We start from the raw sequence: 23,333 nt of genomic DNA on the forward strand, positions 1-23,333 counted from the left end.
AAATCAAATAATCACTATAAAGATCAAGCATATCCATTTAATTCCCTCCCTAAAATTAAGGGCGGAATTCTAATGCTTTTTAGTCAAACTACAAGTTTATGTGCGTAACATGAGTTACTAACCCGCTATGCTAGGAGTTTGTGTGAAAAAAATTAAATGGCTTTCTTTAGTATTTTAACCACGAGTTATTTTATTACGCCCGGTGCGCTTGCGAATACTGCCGGTGCTTGTTGTAACACTGAATGCGAAACACAATACAGTACATCGTCCTCAGGGTATAGCACTTCTGGAGCGAATACGATATGCGCATGCAGTGGCTCGCCTAGTATTACGGTCTCTACCAACAATTGTACTAATGGCAACTAATTTAACAGAGGCGGAACAGGAGGCTATTTGAATTGGCAAAAGATCTGCCGCAAAACAAACTATTTTGGTATACCGGTTTTGCTGGCTATCGCTGTCATTCTACAGCCTAGAGTTTCCAACGCTTATGCATCCAGTTCCACTGTGCTGGATTCGCTAAAATGATCCGCTCTAAAGCCCGGTTATAAGCTAAGGTATTGTAATATAGGGACTCTTTTGTGGAGCCATAATCTTGCCAAGGAATGGGTTCATGGAATTCTAATACATGTTGGCCATTAGCCAAACGATAACCTGCAGCAGGAATAACCGGCACCCCGGTATGACGCGCTAATGTAGCTAAGCTACGATAAGTACCTGCTTTCTTGCCAAAAAATTCTACCGCAATGCCATCACGATTAACTAAGGAGGCGTGTTGATCTAAAACAAAAATGACCGCATGATTTTGATCTAAGGCCGCGCATACTTTATCTAGAGAGTTTTTTTTAGGGATAACATTCAAACCCGCATTATAATAATTTTTAAACATCATCCGTTCTAGAGCTTTGAAGCGCAGAGTTCTTCTTATAAAATGAAATTGCCCTTGAAACTCTTTAAAATTAAGTACTCCCCCCAGCGGAGCAAATTCCCAATTACCAAAATGTCCCGTCACCACTAAGACACCTTTATTTTGCGCAACCACCGACAGCATATGCTCATGACCAATGACCTGCACTTTATTTCTTAAACGCTCCTCACTCATAAACCTTAACTGCATGGCCTCTTTAAACGACGTAGCCAAATGAGAATAGTAGGATTTTGCTAAATGAATTTTTTCTGCGCGGTTTAATTGCTCGCCAAAAACTTGGTCTATGTTAGCCAGAACCAAGCGGCGGCGATAGGGAATAAACCGATAAAGAAAACGCCCCGCTAAGCTAATCGGGAGGGCTTTAATTTTATGCGTTATATTATTCACAAGCTTTTAACACCAAACAAGCATTCATGCTGGCAAACCCACGATTAATTAGCAAGGCGTAATCCGTGTTTAGCTCCTGATGATCCGGGCTTAAAGATAAGGATGCGCAAGCCGATGCTTTTTTCTCTAAATTAGCAATACCAGGAGCGCAACGATGTTCTAAGGCATAGCTTGTCATTACGGCATCAATAACTCCAGAGGCACATAGAGTATGCCCCATAGACCATTTAAATGCAGACACGGGGGTATGGTGCTGAGCAAAAAGCGCATTTATAGCAGCAGCTTCACTATCATCGGATTTAGTGTTGCCATTACCATGAGCAACAATTAAACCAATAGCCTCAGGAACTAAATCAGTAGCCTTTAGGGTATTTGCTATTAAAGAAGCCAACTGCCCACCTTCAGTCTCGATAGAAAATAGCCCCTGCCCTTCACTGGCAGTTAGGCCACCCATCAGTTCAGCATAGCAGGTTGCATTACGCGCCTGCACACTAGCCTCACTTTCTAATACGAGAGCCGCAGCGCCATCGGCCAAAATAGTCCCATCATGGGCTTGATCAAAGGGTTTTAAATGCCGCTCACTTAAAACCCCAAGTTGTTCGTAGTAAAACATGGCTTGTGGTTCAATGCCAGTATCATAAGCAACCACCACCGCCCGCTCTGCTTGTCCAGTGCGGATTGCATGATAGGCCTCTAAAATAGCTTGCGCACCACCAACGGCATGATTGGTCACATTATGATTTACCCCTTTAAAGCCATAAGTAATACCGGTATAAGCTAACACGTTGTTAGGTAAAATACGTAGTAGCCACATGGGGTGAACTTCATCAAATAATTGTTCGGCAAAAGCCTGCATGTTGGCTTGAGTTTTTGCAATTAAGGGTAAAAAGTCATATTGTTGGAAATACTTATTTCCGGGAGAGCCTACATAGACTGCAGTTTGCTCATTAAAATCAGAGACTGACTCTAAGTTATCACGATAGCTAATCATGCCACTATGTTCTACCGCTTTTACCGCCGCATGAATTCCCATCACGTCTTGACGCGAAATCACCTTAATTAATTTACGGTCAGGTAACATCTTAGCCGCTTGAAAATTCTTTAACTCGCCGCCTAAATGACAAGCCCATTGATTTATCGCCCAGTCCTCGACAGCCGCAATCCCTGATTGCCCTGCTAATACCGAATTCCATGTTTCATCAGCACTAGCTCCAGAGGCAGTTAAGGCGCTACGCCCAGTGATAAATACCCTGTTGAGATCAGTCATTATAATGCTCCTTCATACTGCGGATGCTTAAATAACAAGCAGCTGTTAGAACCGCCAAATCCAAATGAGTTCGATATAACCACTGCTAAAGATTTTTCACGCGGGCCATCCACAATGTAGTCTAAATCACATTCGGGATCAGCTGTTGTTAAATTGGCTGTTTTAGGAAGACGTGATTGCTCAATAGCCTTAACCGAAAGCACGGCCTCTAAAGCACCTGCTGCGGCAATTAAATGGCCGGTTTGGCTTTTAGTGGAACTAGTCGGTATAGAGGTAGCCCGCTCACCAAAGACTACTTTAATCGCATTGGTTTCGCTTAAGTCATTCATTTTAGTCGAGGTTCCATGTGCGTTGATATAATCCACTTCATCAGCGCGCACTCCTGCATCGCGTAGAGCACCTTCGATGGCTTGTAAAGCACCATCGCCGTTAGGATGTGAATCAGTAATCCGATAGGAGCTCAATGAGTTTCCTTCACCTGCTAATTCTGCATAAATGTGAGCACCACGAGCTTTTGCTTTATTCCATTCCTCTAAAATTAAAAAAGCAGCGCCTTCCCCTAATACAAAGCCATTTCGAGTTCCATCAAAAGGACGACTAGCCGTATGAGGGGTTTCATTATAAGTCGACAAGGCACCTAGCAGGCAAAAACTAGAAAGCCCCAAGGGATTTATCATTGAATCGAAACCGCCAGCCAACATAAAATCAGCCTCGCCGCGGCGAATAACTTGCATGGCGAGTCCTAAGGCTTGGCCGCCGGAGGCACAAGCAGTATGTACGGAGGTTGCATAACCCTGAATACCAAACTGCTGGATCAATAAAGATAAACCTGAATTAGAAGTGGTTTTGCCAAAATCATTTAACTTATAAAATTCTTTTTTATTGGCCTGCAACAAATCCCAGTTTACCTCCCCATCTGGAGCGCAGCTTTGTTGAAAGCGATGTAAGTAATCAAATTCTGCAGTCATCATCCCGCTGCCAACGACTACGCCCCATTTCCCGGCGGTTTGAGCCGTAGGGTGAATTCCTGCATCATCAAAGGCTTGTTGGGCAGCAGAGAGTGCGTAATAAGTAAATGGCATGGCAAAGCGTAAATGCTTCCCATTATGCCTGGTATCAGGCTTAAAGTTTTTTACTTCCGCCGCAATCCTAGTAGGGAAAGCCTGGGCATCAAAATGAGTAATCGGTGCAATACCCGATTTTCCTGCCATCAATTGGGTCCAGGTGGAGTCCACATCATTTCCCAAAGGAGATACAATGCCCACGCCAGTAATAGCTACTCGTTTCTTATTCATATTCTTTACCCTTTTGCGTTCAATACCACTTCAACAACACAAACTCTTTTACCCTCTACTTCACAACGACAAGCTAAGATTAACTCATGATGAGACTGTTGTTTTACTTTCATAGAACAAAGTACCACCTCACCAGGTTGTACGAAAACGTTCATCTTAATTCGGCGCAGCTCCACGATTTGATAGCGTTCAGTCAAAGAGGCAATAATAAGGAATTGCTCAGTTAACTGCTGGATACACTCCAACAACACCGTCATGGGTAAGACGGGCTTTTTTGGGAAATGATCCGGGAAATAAGGCGCTGCGCGCGTAATTCTTTTTTCCGCACTAATACTCTCACCAGGGATGGAATCAATAAGGCGATCAAAAGTCATTGCGGTATAAGGCAGAATGTTCATGTCTAGTGTATGGGGTATATCGGAGTTCACTGAAGAACTTATCTGCGCCCAATCTCCCGGGCGATAAATTTCCTGGTATTGCGCCCGCACCTCTTGCGAAGAAATGAAATCGGTCATTGGCAATAAGGGGCCCAAAGCACCTTCAATAATGAAAACGGGCTCATTACCTACTCGGGCGATGCTATGATACTGAACGGCGGTATCATCAACCGCGTCAATATAGGATTCTAATAACAAAGTTTCACCAAGATAAGCAGGCCGACAGACACGAGCACTGGCAACTACTCCTGCAACAGGCCGCAAGCTAAAATCATTATGCGCCATCACATTCCAAGCAGCAAGCTGCCCTAAGGTTTCGCCAATTAAGGAGGAAATAAAACAAGGTTGCCCTTGTTTATCGAGCGTTAAACAGCGGTCGTCTTGAGTAATATGCTTCAATCCCCTAATGAACTCACCAGGGGAAGATTCAATGATCCGATCAACAAATAAAAAACGCATTATTAAGCTACAGTTTCCGCTGTTTGGCTTGCGGCAACGACCAGCTTACAAAAAGTTTCAACCGTAAATAACATAGGAATTTCGTTGACTTTCATGTTGGCTTTGAATTGCTCAGCGGGGACTTCGCTTAAATAATTTTTTAAAGAAGCGAGGCCTTGCTCAGTTAAAACGCCACCTTTTTCAAACTCATCTTCAGCTAATTCACCGCGAGCATTTTTTTCTAATTGGCCACGAGGAATCTTAATTTTAAATTCTTTTTCTAGCTGAAATACTAAATCAAGAAAATCAATTGATTCCGCACCTAAATCAGCAATTAACCGACTGTTTAAAGAAACTTCCTCTTCATCAATTACTAATACATCAGCAACAATTTGCCTAACTTTAGGATAAACACCTGCTACATTCATTATTTTTCCTCAGAACGAACCTAGATCACAAAGGAGCTGATTATAACATATATTTTTTTTTTATCATCTTTAAGCGCAGCAAAAGTATAAATTTTAACCGCCAACCCACCCGTGCAGTAGGAGTTGGCTTCTCGCCTGGTTAACCAATTTGACTATAACCTGCATCAACAAACAAAGTATGAGCATTAATCATAGAGGCTTCCGGCAAACATAATAAATAAACCGCATTAGCCACATCTTCTGGTGTTAAAGGCCGATCTGCTAAAGAATGGGCTTGATACTCATCCAAGAGCTGTTCACGATTAGGGAAATGTTTCAGGGCATCGGTATCAACAACCCCGGCAGAAATAGTATTCACGGTAATCCCATTAGGCGCTAATTCTAAACTCAAAGACCGAACTAAAGCTTCCAACGCCGCTTTTGATGCACCGATAAAGGCATAATTAGGAATAGCACGTATTGCCCCCAAACTAGAAAGGGCAATCACCCGTCCCCCTTTAGGCATTAATTCACGGGCTTCACTAACTAAGTGATTTAATGCTAAGGCATTGGTTTCAAGACACCACCGCCAATGTTTAGTAGACATTTTTAATGCCGGCTTTAAAACCCCACTTGCAGCATTGCTCACTAAAAAATTGAGCTGGGAAAAATGCTCTTTAAATTGAGCAAAAACCTCTTTCACTGACTGGTGATCAGCCACATTCGCTTGCAAGGCTACTGCCTTGCGTCCTAAAGCTTCAATTTCTTTAACTAATTGCTGCGCTTCATCTGAACTATTATAATAAACTAATGCGATATCAGAACCAGCTCGTGCTAATTTTAAAGCGGTCGCCTTACCTATTCCACGTGCTCCCCCAGTTATTAAAGCAACTGTTCCTGGAAATTGTAAACTCATTAAAAATGCCTCTAGTATAAAAAAGCACCAAACTACCCGGATTCTGCATCGCTGTCAATCAGAGTAAGGGATTTATTAGTAAATTACCTTGTGTCTAAAGCTCTAAGTTTGTACCATTTGCCCCATGATGAATTTATCCGCACCGTCAATGAAGTACTCTTGGTCTAAAACTGTTTTTCCTATCGCCGCCCTTTTTTCATTTCGCATGTTAGGGTTATTTCTTTTAATCCCGGTCTTTACCCTTTATGCGGCTGACTTTAAAGGTGCAACACCAGCGCTCATTGGCATTGCCTTGGGTGCATATGGTCTTAGTCAAGGCTTCTTGCAGATGCCTTTTGGGCTTTTATCGGATAAATGGGGACGTAAGCCAATAATTACGCTCGGACTCATTTTATTTATTATTGGGAGTTTCCTTGGTGCATTCACCGACTCCATTTATGGCATAATTTTGGCGCGTACTTTACAAGGTACTGGTGCTGTAGGAAGTGTATTAATTGCTTTACTTGCTGATTTAACACCCGATGAATCCCGTACTAAGGCGATGGCGGTTATTGGGATGACTATTGGTCTTTCCTTCAGTCTTGCAATGGTCATCAGTCCTGCGCTTTCGAAAAGTTATGGTCTTGCAGGAATTTTCTATTTAACCGCCTTTTTGGCCATTTTGGGCTTATTATTACTCCATATTGTTATCCCTAACCCGGATCAAGAGCGTTTTCATGGCGACAGTGAAACTAATCCAGCTCTGCTCCGCTCTGTATTAAGCAATACCCATTTACTGCATTTAAATTTTGGTATCTTTTGCCAGCATTTTATCCTAACCTCGACCTTCTTTGTCCTGCCCTTAATCTTGAACTACCACATTGAGCAAAAAGACCTCTCCCAACCCTGGTCGTTTTATTTAGTACTTATGATAGTGGCATTCATTGCGATGATTCCTTTCATTATTTACGGCGAGAAAAAACATAAAACCAAATTGGTCTTTTTAAGCTCGGTGCTATGCACCGCATTGGCCCAGGGCATTTTAATTTTTGCCGGAAAGCACTGGTATAGCCTATGTGCACTAATGCTCTTATACTTCATTGGATTTAATATCTTAGAAGCCTTATTACCCTCACAAATTTCTAAACAAGCAAACCCCAATAGTAAAGGAACAGCAATGGGGGTTTACTCCACCGCGCAATTCCTGGGCATTTTTGCAGGAGGTACCTCTGCAGGCTTTTTATACGCCTGGCAGCAAGATAAAAGCATTTTTATTGCCAATACCTTACTAAGCCTCCTATGGTTGTTCTCTTCTTTGCCTATGAAAATGAAATCAACCACCACCCTTATTCTATCTTGGCCGAATCAAGAACGAGCCAGTGAGGATTTAGTTAGCAAGCTATTAAATTTAGCAGGAGTTAAAGAAGTAGTATTCGCTGAGGAAGAATCAGTAATTTATATAAAGATTAATAAAGAATTGTACCATGTAGGCAGTGCAGAGTCGCTAATAAAGGAATATGCGATTAATTAAGCCCTACGAAATAAGCAACAAATTCGATATACTATCGTACTAACTTTCGCACAGGAGATTTTTATGGCTAGAGGCATTAATAAAGTAATTTTAGTAGGCAATGTAGGCGGAGATCCTGAGGTTCGTTATATGCCTAACGGTAATGCGGTTACCACTCTATCAATCGCAACGAGTGAATCTTGGAAAGATAAAGCCACTGGAGAAAAACAAGATCGTACTGAATGGCATCGGGTCGTTTGTTTCAATCGCTTGGGAGAAATTGCTGGGGAATACGTACGCAAGGGTTCTAAACTTTACATTGAAGGGAGTTTACGTACACGCAAATGGCAAGATCAACAAGGACAAGACCGCTACACCACCGAAATTATCGCTGCAGATATTCAAATGCTAGACAGTAAAGGAACTGGCGGCCCAAGTTATGAAGAGGCTCCACCAGCCTATCAACAAAGTAGCGCGCCCGCCTACCAGCAGCAAAAACCAAGTTCAGCACCAGCCATGCATGATGCCTTTGATCAATTAGATGATGATATCCCATTCTAGGACCCCAAACTATAGAAAACCCCTTTCTTTTAGGGGTTTGGCCTAGATGTCCTTATAGATTTGCCTGGTCATTTTCCCACCCAATTGATTTAAATTCACAGGTTCTGGAGCTCAAATTTAAATGGGTAAATCCTGGATTACAAGCTTTGGCAATATAGCCATGGTAATGTTTTCATTTCGAACTCTGGATTAGCATACTTACAATAAGCAGCCTCCGCTGTTAGGCCGTTAAAAGATGATTGAGCTTAAATAGACTCCCGCAGTTTTTAATTATCCCTGATAAGCTGCACAAGAAATCTGATTTAAAGCTTAAACCCTTGCGACCAAAGGGCTTCTATCTCGCGTTCGCCCCAAAAACAGTTATGCCACGGCTAGAAGCCGTGACAAACAAAACGTTTAGTTCTCGCCCGCGTTTTCTAATGGACTTAAGGCTGGGTAATTACTTCCAGCTGCAAAGGAATAAGCCGTACCGGATACTGTTATAACACTAGGCACCGCATTGGTTGCCGTAAAAGCACCATTTGTTAGTGTTATATTCTCCACTGCAGTAGTTCCCGCTGTCCCAGTTAGCGCATAAGGAGAGGATTCGGGGATAGCCTCGGTATTATTAACATAGAGGGCCTGGGCAATGACCGTTGTAGCCGCATTAGCTGCCGTGTTGCAAGTTGGAGAGAGCTTATAAAAATAACAGGTGGTGTTACCAGGCAAGACATCCAAAGTAGCGCAAAGAGTAGTCTTCTTCCAAATATTAACCCGTGCAGGAAGTTTGATACCCACCGTGCTTGATGCAGTCGCATTATAGGTAATACAAATGTCTTCCAAACCAACTGCAGCGTGCACAACACTGTTTAAAAAAAAAGTAGCCGCGATAATACCTAATCTTTTATTATATCGATTCATTTGTTGTCCTTAACGTAAATAGGGTTATTCTTGAGAAAGCTCTGAGCCTGACTGCAGTCCTGGTTCAAGATAATCAGCGGTTATCGTATATAGAGTACCCGCTGTAATGACGCTAGGGGCTGCGTTAGTAGCTGTCCAAGCTCCATTTCCTACGGTTAAATGCTCTACAGAGGTCGTACCAGAAGAGCCTGTTAACTGGTAGGCGGTAGAAGCAGGAATAGCTAGGGTTCCATTAACGTAAAGTGGTTCAACAAGGACCTGAGTTGCAGCTGTTGCTGCTGTATTACAGGTAGCACTTTGGGTGTAGCGATAGCATTCGGTTGAACCTGGGTCCACATAGATGACCCCACAGAGGATATTCTTCTGCCAGATTGAAACTTTGGCTGCCACTTTAAACCCAACAGTTGCTGATGATGTAGCATTATAATAGATACATACATCTTCCAGGCCCACTGCTGCATGGCTCGCAGTAGTTACTAGAAAAGCGGCGGTAATAAGACAACTTTTTCTATTCATAAGTTTCATTATCGTCCTTAATTTTGTATTATATGTTTATTTTGGAAACAATCTGATAGTCTAAATTTTATTTAACAGGCTAAATTAAACTATCATCTTCAAAAGATAGCTTTCCATGAGAATAAATACAAGATTTTAGATAGTTTGTTCCATTTTCTTTGGCAATACCAGAGTAAAAATACTGGACAATATCATAGGTAGTTAAGAAACCGGGAGGAAGGATAATATGGGACAGAACTACAGGAGCGACAGCTAGGGCTGGTTAATTCGGATCAATATCGGGAAAGAAAGGTATGCGCTCTAATAATGAGGGCAATAAAAAACCCGCCTAAAGCGGGTTTAAAATAATAGATTTTGCTTTAATTTATTCTTCAGAAGCAACAGGTCGATCTAAAAGTTCAACAATAGCCATTGGTGCATTATCGCCATCTCTAAAACCACATTTGATGATACGAATATAACCGCCTGGTCTTTTAGCAAAACGTGGGCCAAGATCAGTAAATAGCTTACCTACTGCTGACTTAGAACGTAAGATGTTAAAAGCATGACGACGCGATGCAACTGAATCAGCCTTACTAACAGTAATTAAAGGCTCAATGTAGCGACGTAAATCTTTAGCTTTGGGCAGAGTTGTTTTAATTAACTCATGCTCAATTAAAGAGCAACACATGTTAGAAAACATAGCTTTACGATGACTACTAGTACGGCTAAAACTACGGCCCGAATTACGGTGACGCATAACAAAGACTCCTAAATATTACTCGCCTAGACTTGCTGGCGGCCAATTCTCAAGTTTCATTCCTAACGATAAAGATCTAGAAGCTAAAACATCCTTAATTTCAGTTAGAGACTTCTTACCTAAATTAGGAGTTTTTAATAATTCATTTTCAGTTCTTTGAACTAAATCGCCTATATAATGGATATTTTCTGCTTTTAAGCAATTTGCAGAGCGAACAGTTAACTCTAAATCATCAACAGAACGTAATAAAACGGGATCAAAGTCATTACGCTCTTTGTTGTCAGAACGTGATTCTTCAAATTTCATATCCACAAAAGCATGTAGCTGTCTTTGAAGAATACTGGCTGAAATGCGTATAGCCTCTTCAGCATCGATAGTTCCGTTTGTTTCTAATTCAATAGTTAATTTATCAAGGTCGGTTCTATTTTCAACCCTTGCGCTATCAACAAAATAAGCAACTCGTTTAACAGGTGAAAAACCATTGTCTATTTTTAACTTACCAACAGATTTGTGTTCAATTTCATCGTCAAAATGACGAACAAATGAATCTGTATTATGAAAGCCTATTCCACGCTCAACTTTCATAGTAATGTTCAATTTGCCTTTCTCATTTAGGTTAGCAATAACTAACTCAGGATTGATAATTTCTAATCCATGAGTTAATTGAATATCGCCTGCAGTAACTTGGCAAGGGCCTTGTTTATTTAAAGTCACATAGCCTTCTGTACCTACAGTCATTTTAATTGCTACTAGTTTAAGATTAAGCAATAAATCAACTACGTCTTCTTGTACTCCCTCAATAGTGCTGTACTCATGGAGAACGCCATCAATGGACGCCTCAGTAATAGCACTACCTGGCATAGATGATAATAATATACGTCTCAAAGCATTGCCGAGCGTGTGACCAAATCCTCGCTCCAATGGCTCTAGAACGATTCTAGCTTTATATGTTGACTCAGCCTGTACTTTGAGGACTTTAGGTGTCAGCATTTCATTGATTTCAGTATACATTCAGCTATTTCTCCGAGCTTACTTAGAGTAAAGTTCCACAACGAGGTTTACGTTGTAGTCTGAAGACAAGTCAGTTAATGTTGGTGCTGTAGAAAACGTACCCTTGAACGAAGAGGTATCTACAGTAATCCAATCACAAGGTGCTCTTTGCTCAGACAAAGCTAAAGCAGCTTGAATTCTGCCTTGACTCTTAGCCTTTTGACGAACAGTAATAACATCACCAGCACTTACTAAAAATGATGGAACATTAACTATCTTATCATTAACAAGTATTGCCTTATGGGTAACAAGTTGCCTAGCTTCTGCACGGGTGCTTGCAAATCCCATGCGATAAACAACGTTATCTAAACGTCTTTCTAAAAGACTCATCAGGTTTTCACCAGTTGAACCTTTTTGCTTTGCTGCTAATTTATAATAATTACGGAATTGCTTTTCAAGAACACCATATAGTCTTCTAATTTTTTGCTTTTCTCTAAGCTGAATTCCATAACTGTTTAAACGTGGTTTATTCGCACCATGCTGTCCAGGCAACTTTTCAGATTTGCACTTGGATTTATGATCACGAACACCACTTTTTAATAGTAAATCAGTGCCTTCACGACGTGATAATTTACACTTTGGACCAAGATATCTAGCCATTAATTACTCCTGAGTCTTATACACGACGTTTTTTAGGTGGTTTACATCCATTATGGGGTATACCAGTAACATCGGTTATTTCAACAATTTTAAAATCTTGAGTTATTAATTCACGAATAGTTGACTCTCTTCCAGGGCCAGGACCATGAACAAATACTGCAACAGATTTCATACCATATTCTTTAGCTACAGCGGCAGCACGCTCAGTTGCAACTTGAGCAGCATAAGGAGTACTCTTTCTTGAGCCTCTAAAGCCTGAGCCACCTGAAGTAGCCCAACATAACGCATTACCTTGTCGATCAGTAAAGGTTACAATAGTATTATTAAAAGAAGCATGAACGTGTACGATACCATCAGATACTACACGCTTCGCCTTCTTGCGTACTTTTTGCTGTTTTGACTTAGTTATTGCCATCTTATGTTCCTACATGAAAAATCAGTTACTAGTGCCTTTTCTACGGCCTTTTCTTGTACGAGCATTAGTTTTCGTACGTTGACCTCTTAAAGGTAAGCCTCTTCTATGTCTTAATCCTCTATAGCAACCAAGATCCATTAGTCTTTTAATATTCATGGTTACCACACGACGTAGATCGCCTTCTACAGTCATTTTTGCGATTTCTACACGCAAAGCTTCAAGTTGAGCATCAGATAACTGTGAAACCTTTGCTGAAGGTTCAATATCAAGACTGGTGCATAACTTTAAAGATGTTGTCTTACCAATACCATATATAGCTGTTAAAGCAATTACCACATGTTTGTGGTCAGGTATGTTCACTCCTGCAATACGAGCCATTAGCTTCTCCGAACGTTATTTTGTTCTGTCGAAAGGGACAGAAGAATACTATTTTTGTAAAACAAAATCAAGTTGATTAACCTTGTTTTTGTTTATGTCGGGCATCTTTACAAATTACACGTATAGTGCCACTTCTTTTAATAATTTTGCAATTGCGACAAATGCGCTTTACAGATGCTCTTACTTTCATTCCAAAACTCCGATAAAGATCATAATAGACCAGGTAACTTAGTACCTTTAAAGTTAGCCTTTTTCATTAACGAATCATATTGCTGAGTCATTAAATGGGCCTGTATTTGAGCAACAAAATCCATAATAACTACGACAATAATCAATAATGATGTACCACCAAAATAGAAAGGCACATGCCATGTATACATTAAAATTTGTGGCAACAAACATACTAGAACTAGGTACAATGCACCAATTAGAGTTAAGCGAGTCATTACTGAATCTATATATTTAGTAGTTTGCTCACCAGGTCTAATACCAGGTATGTAGGCGCCAGATTTCTTCAAATTCTCAGCGGTATCTTTGGGATTAAAAACTAACGCTGCATAAAAGAAGGCAAAAAACAATATTGCAATAGCATACACGATCAAGTACAAAGGTTGACCAGGTGATAAGGCCATTCCTACGTCAGACAACCAGCTCATACCTTTAGTATGGGAAAAAAATTGCGCCAAAGTAGCCGGAAGTAAAATAATACTTGAGGCAAATATTGGTGGAATTACCCCTGACATATTAATTTTTAATGGTAGATGACTGGTTTGAGCTGCATATACCTTCCGGCCTTGAGTCCGTTGAGCATAATTCACCCGTATACGCCTTTGAGCACGCTCCATAAAGACGACAAAGCCGGTTACCACTACGACCACAACAGTAACAACCACTAAGGTTAACGCTTGCATCTGACCTTCTTTAACTTGCTGTAACACTGAAGCTATTGCTACTGGCATACTAGAAACAATACCAGAAAAGATGATCAGGGATATCCCATTACCCACACCCTTTTCAGTAATTTGCTCACCGAGCCACATGAGGAACATTGTCCCTGTGACCAAAGTCACTACTGCTGTAAAATAGAATGAGAAATCAGCTTGCAATGCAATTTGTTGTCCTGCCAACCATCGCGCCATCCCTAAAGATTGAAACACTGATAGTAATAAAGTCAAATATCTGGTGTACTGATTTATTTTTCTACGTCCAGACTCACCTTCTTTCTTTAGCTGCTCCAACTTCGGAGATACTACAGAAAAAAGTTGAATGATAATTGACGCAGAAATATAAGGCATTATTCCAATAGCGAATACAGTTACACGCGATAAAGCTCCACCAGAAAACATATTGAACAATCCAAAGATTGTATTTTGCTGCTCATTAAAGAAATTAGCCAATCTTGTTGGGTCTAATCCTGGAACAGGAATATGGGCACCAAGACGATAAACTAAAATTCCCAGAATAACAAACATTAATCTAGATTTTAATTCAGCCAAACCACCAGTGGATTGGCCCGAGGTATGTTTTTGGTTTTTCATAGTCACTCTTCTATGCTACCGCCTAAACCTTCAATGGTTGAACGAGCGCCTTTAGTGACTCTTAAACCTTTAAGCTTGATGGCTTTTGTTAATTCACCAGATAAAATAACTTTAACATCTTTAATATTAGAGTTAATTAATCCAGCTTGACGTAATACATTAAGATCAATTACTTCAGCTGTTAATTTTTCAAGTTCATTAAGGCATACTTGGTCAACAGTTTTACCTACACGAGATTTGAATCCCATTTTTGGTAAACGGCGTTGAATGGGCATCTGGCCGCCTTCAAAGTTTATTTTATGAAAGCCACCTGCTCTAGCTTTTTGACCTTTGTGACCTTTACCACTCGTTTTACCTAGACCTGAACCAATACCTCTACCTAAGCGTTTTTTAGAGGGTCTTGAACCAGGATCTGGTGATAATGTATTTAAGTTCATTATACACTCTCCTCCACCAACAATAAGTAGTTAATTGCATTTACAAGACCACGAATCGCTGGAGTATCATTGTGAGAAACACTAGAGTTAGTTTTACCCAAACCTAGTTGTTTAGCAATGTTAATATGCTTTGGCTTTCTACCAATTAAGCTTTTAACTAATGTAATTTTGATTGTCTTTTCCATTATTAACCCGCCATAACTTCATCAACAGTTTTACCACGTTTGGCAGCAACGTAGTCAGGAGTACCAATATTAGTTAAAGCACCAATAGTAGCTCGTACAATATTACTTGGATTTGTTGAGCCAATGCTTTTTGCAAGAATATTATGGACACCTAATACTTCTAATACTGCACGCATTGCACCACCAGCGATAATCCCCGTACCTTCGCTTGCAGGCTTCATAAATACTTTAGAGGCACCATAAGTCCACGTAATTTCGTGGAATATAGTAGATCCAGCTAGAGGAATATAAACCATATTTTTCTTCGCTTGATCCATTGCCTTTTGAATCGCAATTGGCACTTCACGAGCCTTACCACGACCAAAGCCAACTTTACCTTTACCGTCGCCTACCACAACTAAAACAGCAAAGCCAAAAACACGTCCGCCTTTAACAACTTTAGCAGTACGAGTTACTGATACTAACTTTTCTTGATAACCATCAGATTTGGTTGATTCATCGAATGCCATAGTTGTTCCTTAAAAATCTAATCCAGCTTCGCGAGCACCTTCAGCAAGCGCTTTCACTCGGCCATGATATTTATAGCCTGCACGGTCAAATGCAACCTCAGTAATACCCTGATCCTTAGCGCGCTTACCTAAAAGCTTGCCCACTAAAGAAGCTTGATCTACTTTACATTTGCCAGATAAGCTAGCTCTTATTTCTTTATCAATTGTTGAGCATGTTACCAAAACTTTATCACCGAGTGTGTCAGCTTGGACTATTTGTGAATAGATATGCATTCCACTTCTATATACAACTAATCTTGCTCTACCCGATTTACGGATTAAAGCTTTTGCTTTTAATCCACGTCTGTTACGCGAGATTTGCTTATTCATTACTTATACCCTATTTCTTCTTGGCTTCTTTACGAGCAATTACTTCACCAGCATAGCGTATACCTTTACCTTTATAAGGCTCTGGTGGTCTAAATGCTCTGATCTCAGAAGCTACTTGGCCCAGAATTTGTTTATCAACACCTTTTAGTACGATAGTCGTATTATTTGGAGTCTCTACAGTAACTCCTTTAGGTAATTCATACTCAATCGGATGAGAATAACCTAAAGCCAAGCTAATTGATTTATCCTTAGCTTGCGCACGATATCCCACACCTACTAATTCAAGGGTTACGACAAAACCTTCAGTAACACCATGAACCATATTACTTATTAATGCTCTTGCTGTTCCAGCATGAGCCCAAGCTTTAGGGTCATTTGCTGCTGGCGCAAATTCTAATTGATTAGCTTCTGTATTCTTAGTAATACTCACTAATCGATTAATTTTTTGTGTTAACGTTCCTTTTGGCCCTTTAACTGTAACTTCACCATCCACCACTGTTACTTCAACATTGGCAGCATGCTTTACTGGGGCTTTTGCTACTCTAGACATATCATTCCTCGCAAGTATTAAGCCACTTCACAAATGACTTCGCCACCTACACCTTTTGATCTCGCAGATATATGCGTCATTATACCTTTGGATGTAGATAATATAGCCACACCGAAACCAGGAATTGATGATAAATCTTTATAAGATTTATAAACTCTTAGCCCAGGTCTGCTTATTCTTTTAATTAGTTCAATAACTGGTCTACCATGGTAGTACTTAAGTTTTAAAGTTATTGACTTTAAATTATTTTCTAATGTTTCAACGAAGTAGTTTTCAATATAACCTTCTTCTTTTAAAACACGAGCAATTTCTTCTTTTAATTTAGAAGAAACCAATGTTATCTGCTGATGTTTAGCGCCTTGACCATTTCTAATTCGGGTTAGCATATCAGCTACTGGATCATGCATACTCACAATCGTTCTCCAAAAAAATTACCAGCTTGACTTTCTGCCGCCAGGTACGTTACCCACCATAAGTTGTTGTCTTAAGCAAATTCTGCACAGACTAAACTTTCGATATACTGCATGGGGTCTTCCACAAGACTGGCATCGTGTACTATGGCGAACAGGATTAGAATTAACAGGGAACTTTGCTAATTTAGCCTGACAATCCATTATTTCCTGGAAATCTGTAGATGACTTAATGATTTGCTTTAACTCATTTCTGCGTTCTCTATATTTTGCCACTAGCTTTTGACGCTTTAACTCTCGCATAAGCATTGATTTTTTAGCCACAATATCACCTTTATTTTTTATCTCTATCTTTCAATGGAAGATTAAATGCTTCTAATAAAGCCTTAGCTTCTTCATTAGTTTTAGCACTTGTAGTAATACAAATATCTAAACCTCGAATACCATCAGTTTTATCATAATCAATTTCAGGAAATACGATTTGCTCATGTATTCCCATGCTGTAGTTACCAGTACCATCGAATGATTTAGGATTTAAACCACGAAAATCTCTTACGCGTGGTAGAGTAATAGATACTAATCGATCCATGAACTCATACATGCGCTCACGTCGTAGGGTAACCTTACAACCAATTGGCCATCCCTCACGAATTTTAAATCCTGCGAGAGATTTTCTTGCTTTAGTGACAACAGGTTTTTGTCCTGAAATAAGAGTCATGTCTTCTACAGCATGATTCATTACTTTTTTATCACCAACTGCTTCGCCCACGCCCATATTTAAAGTTATTTTTAGTATCTTAGGTACTTCCATAACACTAGCGTAGTTAAATCGCTTCATCATCATAGGGACGATGTCTTTCTTATAAAACTCTTTAAGTCTAGCCATTTCAATCACCTAATTAAACACGGTCAATTATTTCGTCATTAGATTTAAAATATCTAACTTTTTTACTAACGCCGCCATTATCAATAAACTTAAAGCCGACTTTATCAGCTTTTTTAGTAATAGGGTTGTAATGAGCCACATTCGAAACGTGAAGAGGAGCCTCTTTCGATATAATTCCACCACGGTTCTCAGGTTGTTGCGGATTCGCCTTTACATGCTTCTTAATTAAGTTGCCGCCTTCTACTACAACAGCATCATCAATAACACGAAGAACTTTACCTACATGACCTTTACTTTTACCTGCGATAATGATTACTTCATCGCCTGATTTAATGCGTTTCATATTTAATCCTTCTCACAAAACTTCAGCAGCTAGGGAGATAATTTTCATGAATCTCTCACGTAGCTCGCGAGTAACAGGGCCGAATATACGGGTACCTATTGGCTCATTCTGATTGTTTAAAAGTACTGCAGCATTACCATCAAAACGAATTAAAGAACCATCATCTCGTCTAACGCCTTGCGCTGTTCTAACTACAACAGCTTTCATCACAGCACCTTTTTTTACTTTACTTCTTGGAATAGCGTCTTTGACACTAACCTTTATCACATCTCCGACACGTGCATATCGTCGGTGTGAGCCACCAAGTACCTTAATACACATTACTTTGCGTGCTCCGCTGTTATCAGCTACTTCGAGCACCGTCTGCATTTGGATCATTTTATTTCTCCAGCTCTAATTTCGAACAGAAAAAGGTTGCTGATTATATCAGGCCTTTTCGGGTTTTAAAAGTAAATCAACCATTTTGATTAAGAAATTACTTCAACAAGTACCCATGTTTTCGTTTTAGAGAGTGGTCTTGACTCGCGGACTTTAACAATATTGCCAATTTGACATACTTCATTTTCATCATGGGCATGAATTTTTGTTCTACGCTTCATGATTTTTCCGTATTTTTGATGTTTCACAGTACGCTCTATCATCACAACAATAGTTTTATCCATCTTGTCGCTAACTACTTTTCCAACCAGTGTTCTGGCATTTGATTCACTAGTAGACATGTTACTTACCTGCCTTTTCAGTCAACAATGTTTTTACTCGTGCCACAGACTTACGCACCATAGTAATTAGATGTGTTTTATCTAGTGAGCCACTTGCTTTTTTCATTCGTAAATTAAATTGTTCTTTACGTAATGAAAGCAATTCGCTTTGCAATTCATCTGCTGTTAAATTGCGTAATTCGTCAATCTTTTTCATTACATTACCGTCCTTTCTTCAAAGGTTACTTTGAAAGGAAGTTTTGCCTTAGCTAAATTAAAAGCTTCCATAGCAAGCTCTTTTGATACACCTTCCATTTCAAATAAAACTTTACCAGGTTGTATTTGCGCAACCCAATATTCAACGCTACCTTTACCTTTACCTTGTCTTACTTCTAGTGGCTTTTGCGTAATAGGCTTATCTGGAAATACACGAATCCAAATTTTTCCGCCACGCTTAATATGACGAGTCATAGCACGACGAGCAGCTTCGATTTGACGTGCAGTCAAACGTCCACGCTCTAGTGCTTTTAAACCAAATTCACCGAAACTGATTTTGCTGCCGCGTAGAGCCAAACCTCTATTACGACCTTTCATTTGTTTGCGGTACTTAGTACGCTTTGGTTGCAACATGATTTTTAATCCTCACTCACTGGGCGCTGTCTGTTGATCTTTTCTTTTGAGGGAGAATTTCGCCCTTGAAAATCCAGACCTTAACACCAATAATTCCGTAGGTAGTTTTAGATTCAGCTGTACCATAATCAATATCAGCTCTAAAAGTATGTAAAGGGACACGGCCTTCTCTATACCATTCGCTACGTGCAATTTCAGCACCGCCTAATCGACCACTAACACAAATTTTAATACCTTTAGCACCAGCTTTTAATGCAGAGGTAACAGCACGTTTCATGGCTCTTCTGAACATAACACGTTGCTCTAACTGCTGCGCAATACCTTCGGCAACTAAAGTGGAATCTAATTCTGGCTTCTTAATTTCTTCAATATTAAGATGCACAGGCACACCTAACTTATTAGAAATTTCTTGACGCAAGGCTTCAATACCGCCGCCTTTTTTGCCAATAATAACACCAGGTCTAGCAGTAAGAATTGTTACCACAGCATTGTTCGCGGGTCGTTCAATTAAAATCTTACTAACAGCTGCTGCCATTAATTTTTTCTTTAATTCGGTACGTAATTTGATATCTTGAATTAAAAATTCAGCATAGCGCTTTCCAGCAAACCATTTAGAATTCCAATCTTTAATAATACCGAGGCGTATACCTATCGGGTTAACTTTTTGTCCCATTGCTATTCCTCATCAGATACTTTAATGGTGATATGGCAAGTTCGCTTGCAAATACGATTTGCGCGGCCCTTGGCTCTGGGACTAATGCGTTTTAAAGTTGTAGCTTCGTCAACGCATACCATACCTACTTTAAGATCATCAATATCAGCACCATTATTATTTTCTGCATTGGCTATCGCAGACTCTAATAATTTAAGCATTAATTGAGCACCTTTTTTGGGTGTGAACTTGAGGACATCAAGTGCACTTGACACGTTCATATTACGTATCATATCGGCCACTAACCTACCTTTTTGGGCAGATAAAGGAGCACCTTTTAATTTAGCTGTAACTTCCATCATACCCTCTTACTTACCTTTAGCCTTTCTGTCACCAGAATGGCCTTTGAATGTACGAGTCATGGCAAACTCACCTAATTTGTGACCAACCATATTGTCTGTGATAAATACGGGGACATGATCTTTACCGTTATGCACAGCTATAGTTAAATCAATCATTTCTGGAACGATTGTAGAACGTCTAGACCAAGTTTTAATTGGTTTCTTAGATTTAGCTTTTATTGCAGCTTCTACTTTACTGATCAAATGATGGTCAATAAATGGACCTTTTCTTATAGAACGAGCCACTTGATATCCTCTCAAAAATTATTTTTTCTTACGACGTCTAACGATAAAACCATCAGTACGTTTATTACTTCTAGTTTTGTATCCTTTAGTCGGTAATCCCCATGGAGATACAGGATGACGTCCGCCAGAAGTTTTACCTTCACCACCACCATGTGGATGGTCAACTGGGTTCATAGCAACCCCACGAACTGTTGGGCGAATACCTCTCCAACGCTTAGCACCTGCTTTACCTAAAGCACGTAAGCTATGTTCGCTATTACTAACTTCACCAATAACAGCACGACATAAGACATGTATCTTACGCATTTCACCGGAGCGCAATCTAAGAGTTGCATAAACACCTTCTTTAGCAACTAATTGTCCACTGCATCCAGCACTACGAAGCATCTGCGCACCTTTTCCTGCTTTCATTTCCACACAGTGGATTGTAGTACCGACAGGGATATTCTTTAGAGGCAAACAATTACCTACGCTAATTGGTGAGTCAGCACCACTAACAACTGTGGCACCCACTTCTAAATTAGCTGGAGCGATGATGTATCTTTTCTCACCATCTGCATAAGCAATTAGAGCAATTAAAGCTGTTCTATTTGGATCATACTCTAGTCGCTCAACACGACCATTGATTCCATCTTTATTTCTTTTAAAATCAATAATACGGTATTTTTGACTATGTCCACCACCAATATGCCGTACAGTAATACGACCTTGATTATTACGTCCACCAGTTTTCTTCAAAGTTTCAACCAATGAAGAAAGAGGCTTTCCTTTATGTATATTGTGATGAACTACACGTATCTCGCCACGTTTACCTGGCGATGTAGGTTTGGATTTTAATAGTGCCATCTTAATCTACCTTATTCAGTAACTGTAAAGTCAATATCTTGATCAGCATGAAGAGATACAAATGCTTTCTTCCAGTCACTACGCTTACCACTTGTTTGTTTAAAGCGCTTAGATTTACCCTTCACATTAACAACAGATACATTTTTAACTTTTACATTAAATATGTGTTCAACAGCCATTTTAATTTCGTCTTTAGTAGCATCTTTCAATACTTTAAAAGTGAACTGTTTAAACTTGTCGGCCATTACAGTAGTCTTTTCAGAAGTATGTGGTTCACGTAGAACCATCATCAGTCTTTCAGCATTCATTGTAACTGTTCCTCAATTTTTTTAATTGCAGCTTCTGTAACAACAACTTTTTCAAATCTAAGTAAGGAAACAGGATCTATAGTTGTAACATCACAGATATCGTAGTCAATTAAGTTTCTAGAACCTAGATATTCATTTTCACCAACTTCACTCATGATAATCAGCGCATTTTTAATGTTCATCTGATTCATTTTGTTTGCAAAATCCTTTGTTCGATGACTTTCACATTGAAAATCACTAACAATAATTAGATTCTCAGTACGGCAAAGTTCGGAGATTATACTACGTAATGCGCGTTTGTACATTTTTTTATTAAGCTTTTGTGAATAATCTCGCTTTTTAGAAGCAAAAGTTACTCCACCACTTCTCCATAAGGGGCTTCTGATAGTTCCAGCTCTAGCTCTACCAGTACCTTTTTGGTTCCATGGCTTTTTACCACCACCACGCACTTCAGAACGGGTTTTCTGTGCACTGTTACCACTACGTGCATTATTCATGTAGGTTACTACTGCTTGATGAACCAAGCCTTCATTGTAACCATAAGCAAAAACATCGCTGTTTAAGTTAATTTTTGCTTTCGTATCGATTGTTGTAATTTCCATCACTCACCTCTTGCTTGCTTTTTTACTGCATGCTTAATTTCTAAGCGGGCACCTGGAGCACCAGGAATAGCACCTTTAATGAGCAGTAGATTTCTTTCAGCATCAACACGTACTAATTCAAGAGTTTGAACTGTGCAACGAACATTACCTAAATGTCCTGCCATTTTCTTACCTTTGAATACACGGCCTGGTGTCTGATTCTGACCAATAGAACCTGGAACACGATGTGATCTAGAGTTACCATGACTTGCGTCTTGGGTTCTAAAGTTATGACGCTTTACAGTTCCTGCAAAACCTTTACCTTTAGTAGTACCAGATACGTCAACATGCTGTCCTGCAGAAAAGATCTCACTTATTGATACAACTTGTCCAAGCTTGAACTCATCTTCGTTATCAATACGAAATTCAACTTGCATATCACCAGCTTCAATTTCTGCTTTAGCAAAATGTCCAGCTTGGGGCTTAACGACATTATTTGCTTTTTTTGTTCCAGCAGTTAATTGAACTGCTGAATAACCGTCATTTTCTAAAGTTTTAATTTGTGAAATGCGGTTAGGTTGTACTTCAACAACAGATACAGGAATAGATATTCCTTCTGGAGTGAAAATACGCGTCATTCCAACTTTACGACCTAATAAACCGATCATGATTGTAACACCTCTTGTTTATCCTTGCCTAATAACTAGTCATCAAGGCTTATCTGAACGTCTACGCCAGCAGCCAGATCTAATTTCATTAAAGCATCAACTGTTTTTTCAGTAGGATGAACAATAACGACCAGGCGTTTATGAGTGCGTAATTCATATTGATCTCGCGCATCTTTATTAACATGCGGAGAAATCAATACAGTAAATTTTTCTTTGCGAATTGGCAAAGGTATTGGCCCACGGATTTGTGCGCCAGTACGTTTTGCTGTTTCAACGATTTCACGAGTTGATAAGTCGATTAATCGATGATCAAAGGATTTTAATCTAATTTTAATATTTTGATTATTACTCAT

At 39.7% G+C, this 23,333-nt stretch carries 39 protein-coding genes; 3 read left to right on the forward strand and 36 right to left on the reverse strand.

Annotated features, from left to right (window positions below; genetic code table 11):
- Nucleotides 1–156 precede the first annotated feature (156 nt).
- A complete protein-coding gene (locus ELY15_RS02200) occupies nt 157–366 on the forward strand; it encodes a hypothetical protein (RefSeq protein ID WP_127098030.1) in 210 nt (69 codons plus the stop codon).
- A gap of 106 nt (nt 367–472) precedes the next feature.
- On the opposite strand, the gene ELY15_RS02205 is transcribed toward ELY15_RS02200, so the two are convergent.
- The 6 genes from ELY15_RS02205 to fabL all read right to left on the reverse strand — a co-directional run bounded on the left by ELY15_RS02205 (nt 473) and on the right by fabL (nt 6,075).
- The gene (locus ELY15_RS02205; RefSeq protein WP_127098031.1) at nt 473–1,315 is read right to left on the reverse strand and encodes a lysophospholipid acyltransferase family protein; all 843 of its coding nucleotides are present in this window, start codon (nt 1,313–1,315) and stop codon (nt 473–475) included.
- Nucleotides 1,308–2,582, reverse strand: a complete 1,275-nt coding sequence (locus ELY15_RS02210; protein WP_127098032.1) for a beta-ketoacyl synthase — start codon at nt 2,580–2,582, stop codon at nt 1,308–1,310. Before ELY15_RS02210 ends, ELY15_RS02205 begins: the two co-directional genes overlap by 8 nt.
- On the reverse strand, nt 2,582–3,877 hold the full coding sequence (locus tag ELY15_RS02215; protein ID WP_127098033.1) for a beta-ketoacyl synthase: 1,296 nt from the start codon (nt 3,875–3,877) through the stop codon (nt 2,582–2,584). The genes ELY15_RS02210 and ELY15_RS02215 overlap by 1 nt, the downstream gene beginning before the upstream one ends.
- Nucleotides 3,878–3,882: 5 nt before the next feature.
- Nucleotides 3,883–4,773: a hydroxymyristoyl-ACP dehydratase gene (locus tag ELY15_RS02220; RefSeq protein WP_127098034.1), complete on the reverse strand. Its 891-nt coding sequence runs from the start codon at nt 4,771–4,773 to the stop codon at nt 3,883–3,885.
- Between the two features lie 2 nt (nt 4,774–4,775).
- On the reverse strand, nt 4,776–5,180 hold the full coding sequence (locus ELY15_RS02225; protein WP_127098035.1) for an acyl carrier protein: 405 nt from the start codon (nt 5,178–5,180) through the stop codon (nt 4,776–4,778).
- Between the two features lie 139 nt (nt 5,181–5,319).
- Nucleotides 5,320–6,075, reverse strand: coding sequence for an enoyl-[acyl-carrier-protein] reductase FabL (fabL, locus tag ELY15_RS02230; protein ID WP_127098036.1), 756 nt, complete (start codon nt 6,073–6,075; stop codon nt 5,320–5,322).
- 148 nt (nt 6,076–6,223) lie between these two features.
- Between fabL and ELY15_RS02235 the strand changes: the two genes are divergently transcribed.
- Together ELY15_RS02235 and ssb are read left to right on the forward strand one after the other, a co-directional pair.
- A complete protein-coding gene (locus tag ELY15_RS02235; protein WP_127098076.1) occupies nt 6,224–7,585 on the forward strand; it encodes an MFS transporter in 1,362 nt (453 codons plus the stop codon).
- Nucleotides 7,586–7,648: 63 nt separating this feature from the next.
- Nucleotides 7,649–8,125 carry a single-stranded DNA-binding protein gene (gene ssb / locus ELY15_RS02240; RefSeq protein ID WP_127098037.1) on the forward strand — a complete coding sequence of 159 codons (477 nt, stop codon included), beginning with the start codon at nt 7,649–7,651 and terminating at the stop codon, nt 8,123–8,125.
- 396 nt (nt 8,126–8,521) lie between these two features.
- Here ssb and ELY15_RS02245 read toward each other — a convergent pair whose 3' ends face one another.
- The 30 genes from ELY15_RS02245 to rpsJ form a co-directional block, all read right to left on the reverse strand.
- Complete coding sequence (locus ELY15_RS02245; protein WP_127098038.1) at nt 8,522–9,025, reverse strand: hypothetical protein; 504 nt, start codon at nt 9,023–9,025, stop codon at nt 8,522–8,524.
- Between the two features lie 24 nt (nt 9,026–9,049).
- On the reverse strand, nt 9,050–9,550 hold the full coding sequence (locus tag ELY15_RS02250; protein WP_127098039.1) for a hypothetical protein: 501 nt from the start codon (nt 9,548–9,550) through the stop codon (nt 9,050–9,052).
- A gap of 355 nt (nt 9,551–9,905) precedes the next feature.
- Nucleotides 9,906–10,280: a 50S ribosomal protein L17 gene (rplQ, locus tag ELY15_RS02255; RefSeq protein WP_127098040.1), complete on the reverse strand. Its 375-nt coding sequence runs from the start codon at nt 10,278–10,280 to the stop codon at nt 9,906–9,908.
- Between the two features lie 18 nt (nt 10,281–10,298).
- A complete protein-coding gene (gene rpoA / locus ELY15_RS02260) occupies nt 10,299–11,291 on the reverse strand; it encodes a DNA-directed RNA polymerase subunit alpha (RefSeq protein WP_127098041.1) in 993 nt (330 codons plus the stop codon).
- Nucleotides 11,292–11,309: 18 nt separating this feature from the next.
- A complete protein-coding gene (gene rpsD / locus ELY15_RS02265; protein ID WP_127098042.1) occupies nt 11,310–11,930 on the reverse strand; it encodes a 30S ribosomal protein S4 in 621 nt (206 codons plus the stop codon).
- A gap of 16 nt (nt 11,931–11,946) precedes the next feature.
- Nucleotides 11,947–12,345: a 30S ribosomal protein S11 gene (rpsK, locus tag ELY15_RS02270; protein WP_127098043.1), complete on the reverse strand. Its 399-nt coding sequence runs from the start codon at nt 12,343–12,345 to the stop codon at nt 11,947–11,949.
- Between the two features lie 21 nt (nt 12,346–12,366).
- Nucleotides 12,367–12,723 (reverse strand): 30S ribosomal protein S13, encoded by a 357-nt coding sequence (gene rpsM, locus ELY15_RS02275; RefSeq protein WP_127098044.1) that lies wholly within the window; start codon nt 12,721–12,723, stop codon nt 12,367–12,369.
- A 76-nt stretch (nt 12,724–12,799) separates the two neighbouring features.
- Nucleotides 12,800–12,913 carry a 50S ribosomal protein L36 gene (rpmJ, locus tag ELY15_RS02280; RefSeq protein WP_010946099.1) on the reverse strand — a complete coding sequence of 38 codons (114 nt, stop codon included), beginning with the start codon at nt 12,911–12,913 and terminating at the stop codon, nt 12,800–12,802.
- A gap of 19 nt (nt 12,914–12,932) precedes the next feature.
- A complete protein-coding gene (gene secY, locus ELY15_RS02285; RefSeq protein ID WP_127098045.1) occupies nt 12,933–14,261 on the reverse strand; it encodes a preprotein translocase subunit SecY in 1,329 nt (442 codons plus the stop codon).
- Between the two features lie 2 nt (nt 14,262–14,263).
- Entirely contained in the window at nt 14,264–14,698 is a 435-nt protein-coding gene (rplO, locus tag ELY15_RS02290; RefSeq protein ID WP_127098046.1) for a 50S ribosomal protein L15, read from the reverse strand.
- The gene (rpmD, locus tag ELY15_RS02295; RefSeq protein WP_127098047.1) at nt 14,698–14,883 is read right to left on the reverse strand and encodes a 50S ribosomal protein L30; all 186 of its coding nucleotides are present in this window, start codon (nt 14,881–14,883) and stop codon (nt 14,698–14,700) included. Before rpmD ends, rplO begins: the two co-directional genes overlap by 1 nt.
- 2 nt (nt 14,884–14,885) lie before the next feature.
- The gene (gene rpsE / locus ELY15_RS02300; protein ID WP_127098048.1) at nt 14,886–15,392 is read right to left on the reverse strand and encodes a 30S ribosomal protein S5; all 507 of its coding nucleotides are present in this window, start codon (nt 15,390–15,392) and stop codon (nt 14,886–14,888) included.
- Between the two features lie 9 nt (nt 15,393–15,401).
- Nucleotides 15,402–15,761, reverse strand: a complete 360-nt coding sequence (gene rplR / locus ELY15_RS02305) for a 50S ribosomal protein L18 (protein ID WP_127098049.1) — start codon at nt 15,759–15,761, stop codon at nt 15,402–15,404.
- A 10-nt stretch (nt 15,762–15,771) separates the two neighbouring features.
- Nucleotides 15,772–16,311 (reverse strand): 50S ribosomal protein L6, encoded by a 540-nt coding sequence (gene rplF, locus ELY15_RS02310; RefSeq protein ID WP_127098050.1) that lies wholly within the window; start codon nt 16,309–16,311, stop codon nt 15,772–15,774.
- A gap of 17 nt (nt 16,312–16,328) precedes the next feature.
- Entirely contained in the window at nt 16,329–16,724 is a 396-nt protein-coding gene (gene rpsH / locus ELY15_RS02315) for a 30S ribosomal protein S8 (RefSeq protein ID WP_127098051.1), read from the reverse strand.
- A gap of 18 nt (nt 16,725–16,742) precedes the next feature.
- Nucleotides 16,743–17,045, reverse strand: a complete 303-nt coding sequence (gene rpsN, locus ELY15_RS02320; RefSeq protein WP_127098052.1) for a 30S ribosomal protein S14 — start codon at nt 17,043–17,045, stop codon at nt 16,743–16,745.
- A 10-nt stretch (nt 17,046–17,055) separates the two neighbouring features.
- Nucleotides 17,056–17,607, reverse strand: a complete 552-nt coding sequence (gene rplE / locus ELY15_RS02325; RefSeq protein ID WP_127098053.1) for a 50S ribosomal protein L5 — start codon at nt 17,605–17,607, stop codon at nt 17,056–17,058.
- 13 nt (nt 17,608–17,620) lie between these two features.
- Nucleotides 17,621–17,950, reverse strand: a complete 330-nt coding sequence (gene rplX, locus ELY15_RS02330; protein WP_127098054.1) for a 50S ribosomal protein L24 — start codon at nt 17,948–17,950, stop codon at nt 17,621–17,623.
- A gap of 12 nt (nt 17,951–17,962) precedes the next feature.
- The gene (gene rplN / locus ELY15_RS02335; protein ID WP_058533012.1) at nt 17,963–18,328 is read right to left on the reverse strand and encodes a 50S ribosomal protein L14; all 366 of its coding nucleotides are present in this window, start codon (nt 18,326–18,328) and stop codon (nt 17,963–17,965) included.
- An 89-nt stretch (nt 18,329–18,417) separates the two neighbouring features.
- Complete coding sequence (gene rpsQ, locus ELY15_RS02340; RefSeq protein WP_127098055.1) at nt 18,418–18,669, reverse strand: 30S ribosomal protein S17; 252 nt, start codon at nt 18,667–18,669, stop codon at nt 18,418–18,420.
- A gap of 1 nt (nt 18,670) precedes the next feature.
- On the reverse strand, nt 18,671–18,865 hold the full coding sequence (rpmC, locus tag ELY15_RS02345) for a 50S ribosomal protein L29 (protein ID WP_127098056.1): 195 nt from the start codon (nt 18,863–18,865) through the stop codon (nt 18,671–18,673).
- A complete protein-coding gene (rplP, locus tag ELY15_RS02350; RefSeq protein ID WP_127098057.1) occupies nt 18,865–19,278 on the reverse strand; it encodes a 50S ribosomal protein L16 in 414 nt (137 codons plus the stop codon). Before rplP ends, rpmC begins: the two co-directional genes overlap by 1 nt.
- A 16-nt stretch (nt 19,279–19,294) precedes the next feature.
- Nucleotides 19,295–19,951 (reverse strand): 30S ribosomal protein S3, encoded by a 657-nt coding sequence (rpsC, locus tag ELY15_RS02355; RefSeq protein ID WP_127098058.1) that lies wholly within the window; start codon nt 19,949–19,951, stop codon nt 19,295–19,297.
- Nucleotides 19,952–19,953: 2 nt separating this feature from the next.
- The gene (rplV, locus tag ELY15_RS02360; protein WP_127098077.1) at nt 19,954–20,289 is read right to left on the reverse strand and encodes a 50S ribosomal protein L22; all 336 of its coding nucleotides are present in this window, start codon (nt 20,287–20,289) and stop codon (nt 19,954–19,956) included.
- Between the two features lie 9 nt (nt 20,290–20,298).
- Nucleotides 20,299–20,577 carry a 30S ribosomal protein S19 gene (rpsS, locus tag ELY15_RS02365; protein WP_127098059.1) on the reverse strand — a complete coding sequence of 93 codons (279 nt, stop codon included), beginning with the start codon at nt 20,575–20,577 and terminating at the stop codon, nt 20,299–20,301.
- Nucleotides 20,578–20,595: 18 nt separating this feature from the next.
- Nucleotides 20,596–21,423 (reverse strand): 50S ribosomal protein L2, encoded by an 828-nt coding sequence (gene rplB / locus ELY15_RS02370; RefSeq protein ID WP_127098060.1) that lies wholly within the window; start codon nt 21,421–21,423, stop codon nt 20,596–20,598.
- Nucleotides 21,424–21,434: 11 nt separating this feature from the next.
- Nucleotides 21,435–21,731 (reverse strand): 50S ribosomal protein L23, encoded by a 297-nt coding sequence (rplW, locus tag ELY15_RS02375; protein ID WP_127098061.1) that lies wholly within the window; start codon nt 21,729–21,731, stop codon nt 21,435–21,437.
- Nucleotides 21,728–22,333: a 50S ribosomal protein L4 gene (gene rplD, locus ELY15_RS02380; RefSeq protein ID WP_127098062.1), complete on the reverse strand. Its 606-nt coding sequence runs from the start codon at nt 22,331–22,333 to the stop codon at nt 21,728–21,730. Before rplD ends, rplW begins: the two co-directional genes overlap by 4 nt.
- The gene (gene rplC / locus ELY15_RS02385; RefSeq protein ID WP_127098063.1) at nt 22,333–22,980 is read right to left on the reverse strand and encodes a 50S ribosomal protein L3; all 648 of its coding nucleotides are present in this window, start codon (nt 22,978–22,980) and stop codon (nt 22,333–22,335) included. The genes rplD and rplC overlap by 1 nt, the downstream gene beginning before the upstream one ends.
- 35 nt (nt 22,981–23,015) lie before the next feature.
- Nucleotides 23,016–23,333 carry a 30S ribosomal protein S10 gene (gene rpsJ / locus ELY15_RS02390; protein WP_058533001.1) on the reverse strand — a complete coding sequence of 106 codons (318 nt, stop codon included), beginning with the start codon at nt 23,331–23,333 and terminating at the stop codon, nt 23,016–23,018.

The organism is Legionella sp. km772, from assembly GCF_003989735.1.
In the GTDB taxonomy this organism is placed as follows: domain Bacteria; phylum Pseudomonadota; class Gammaproteobacteria; order Legionellales; family Legionellaceae; genus Legionella.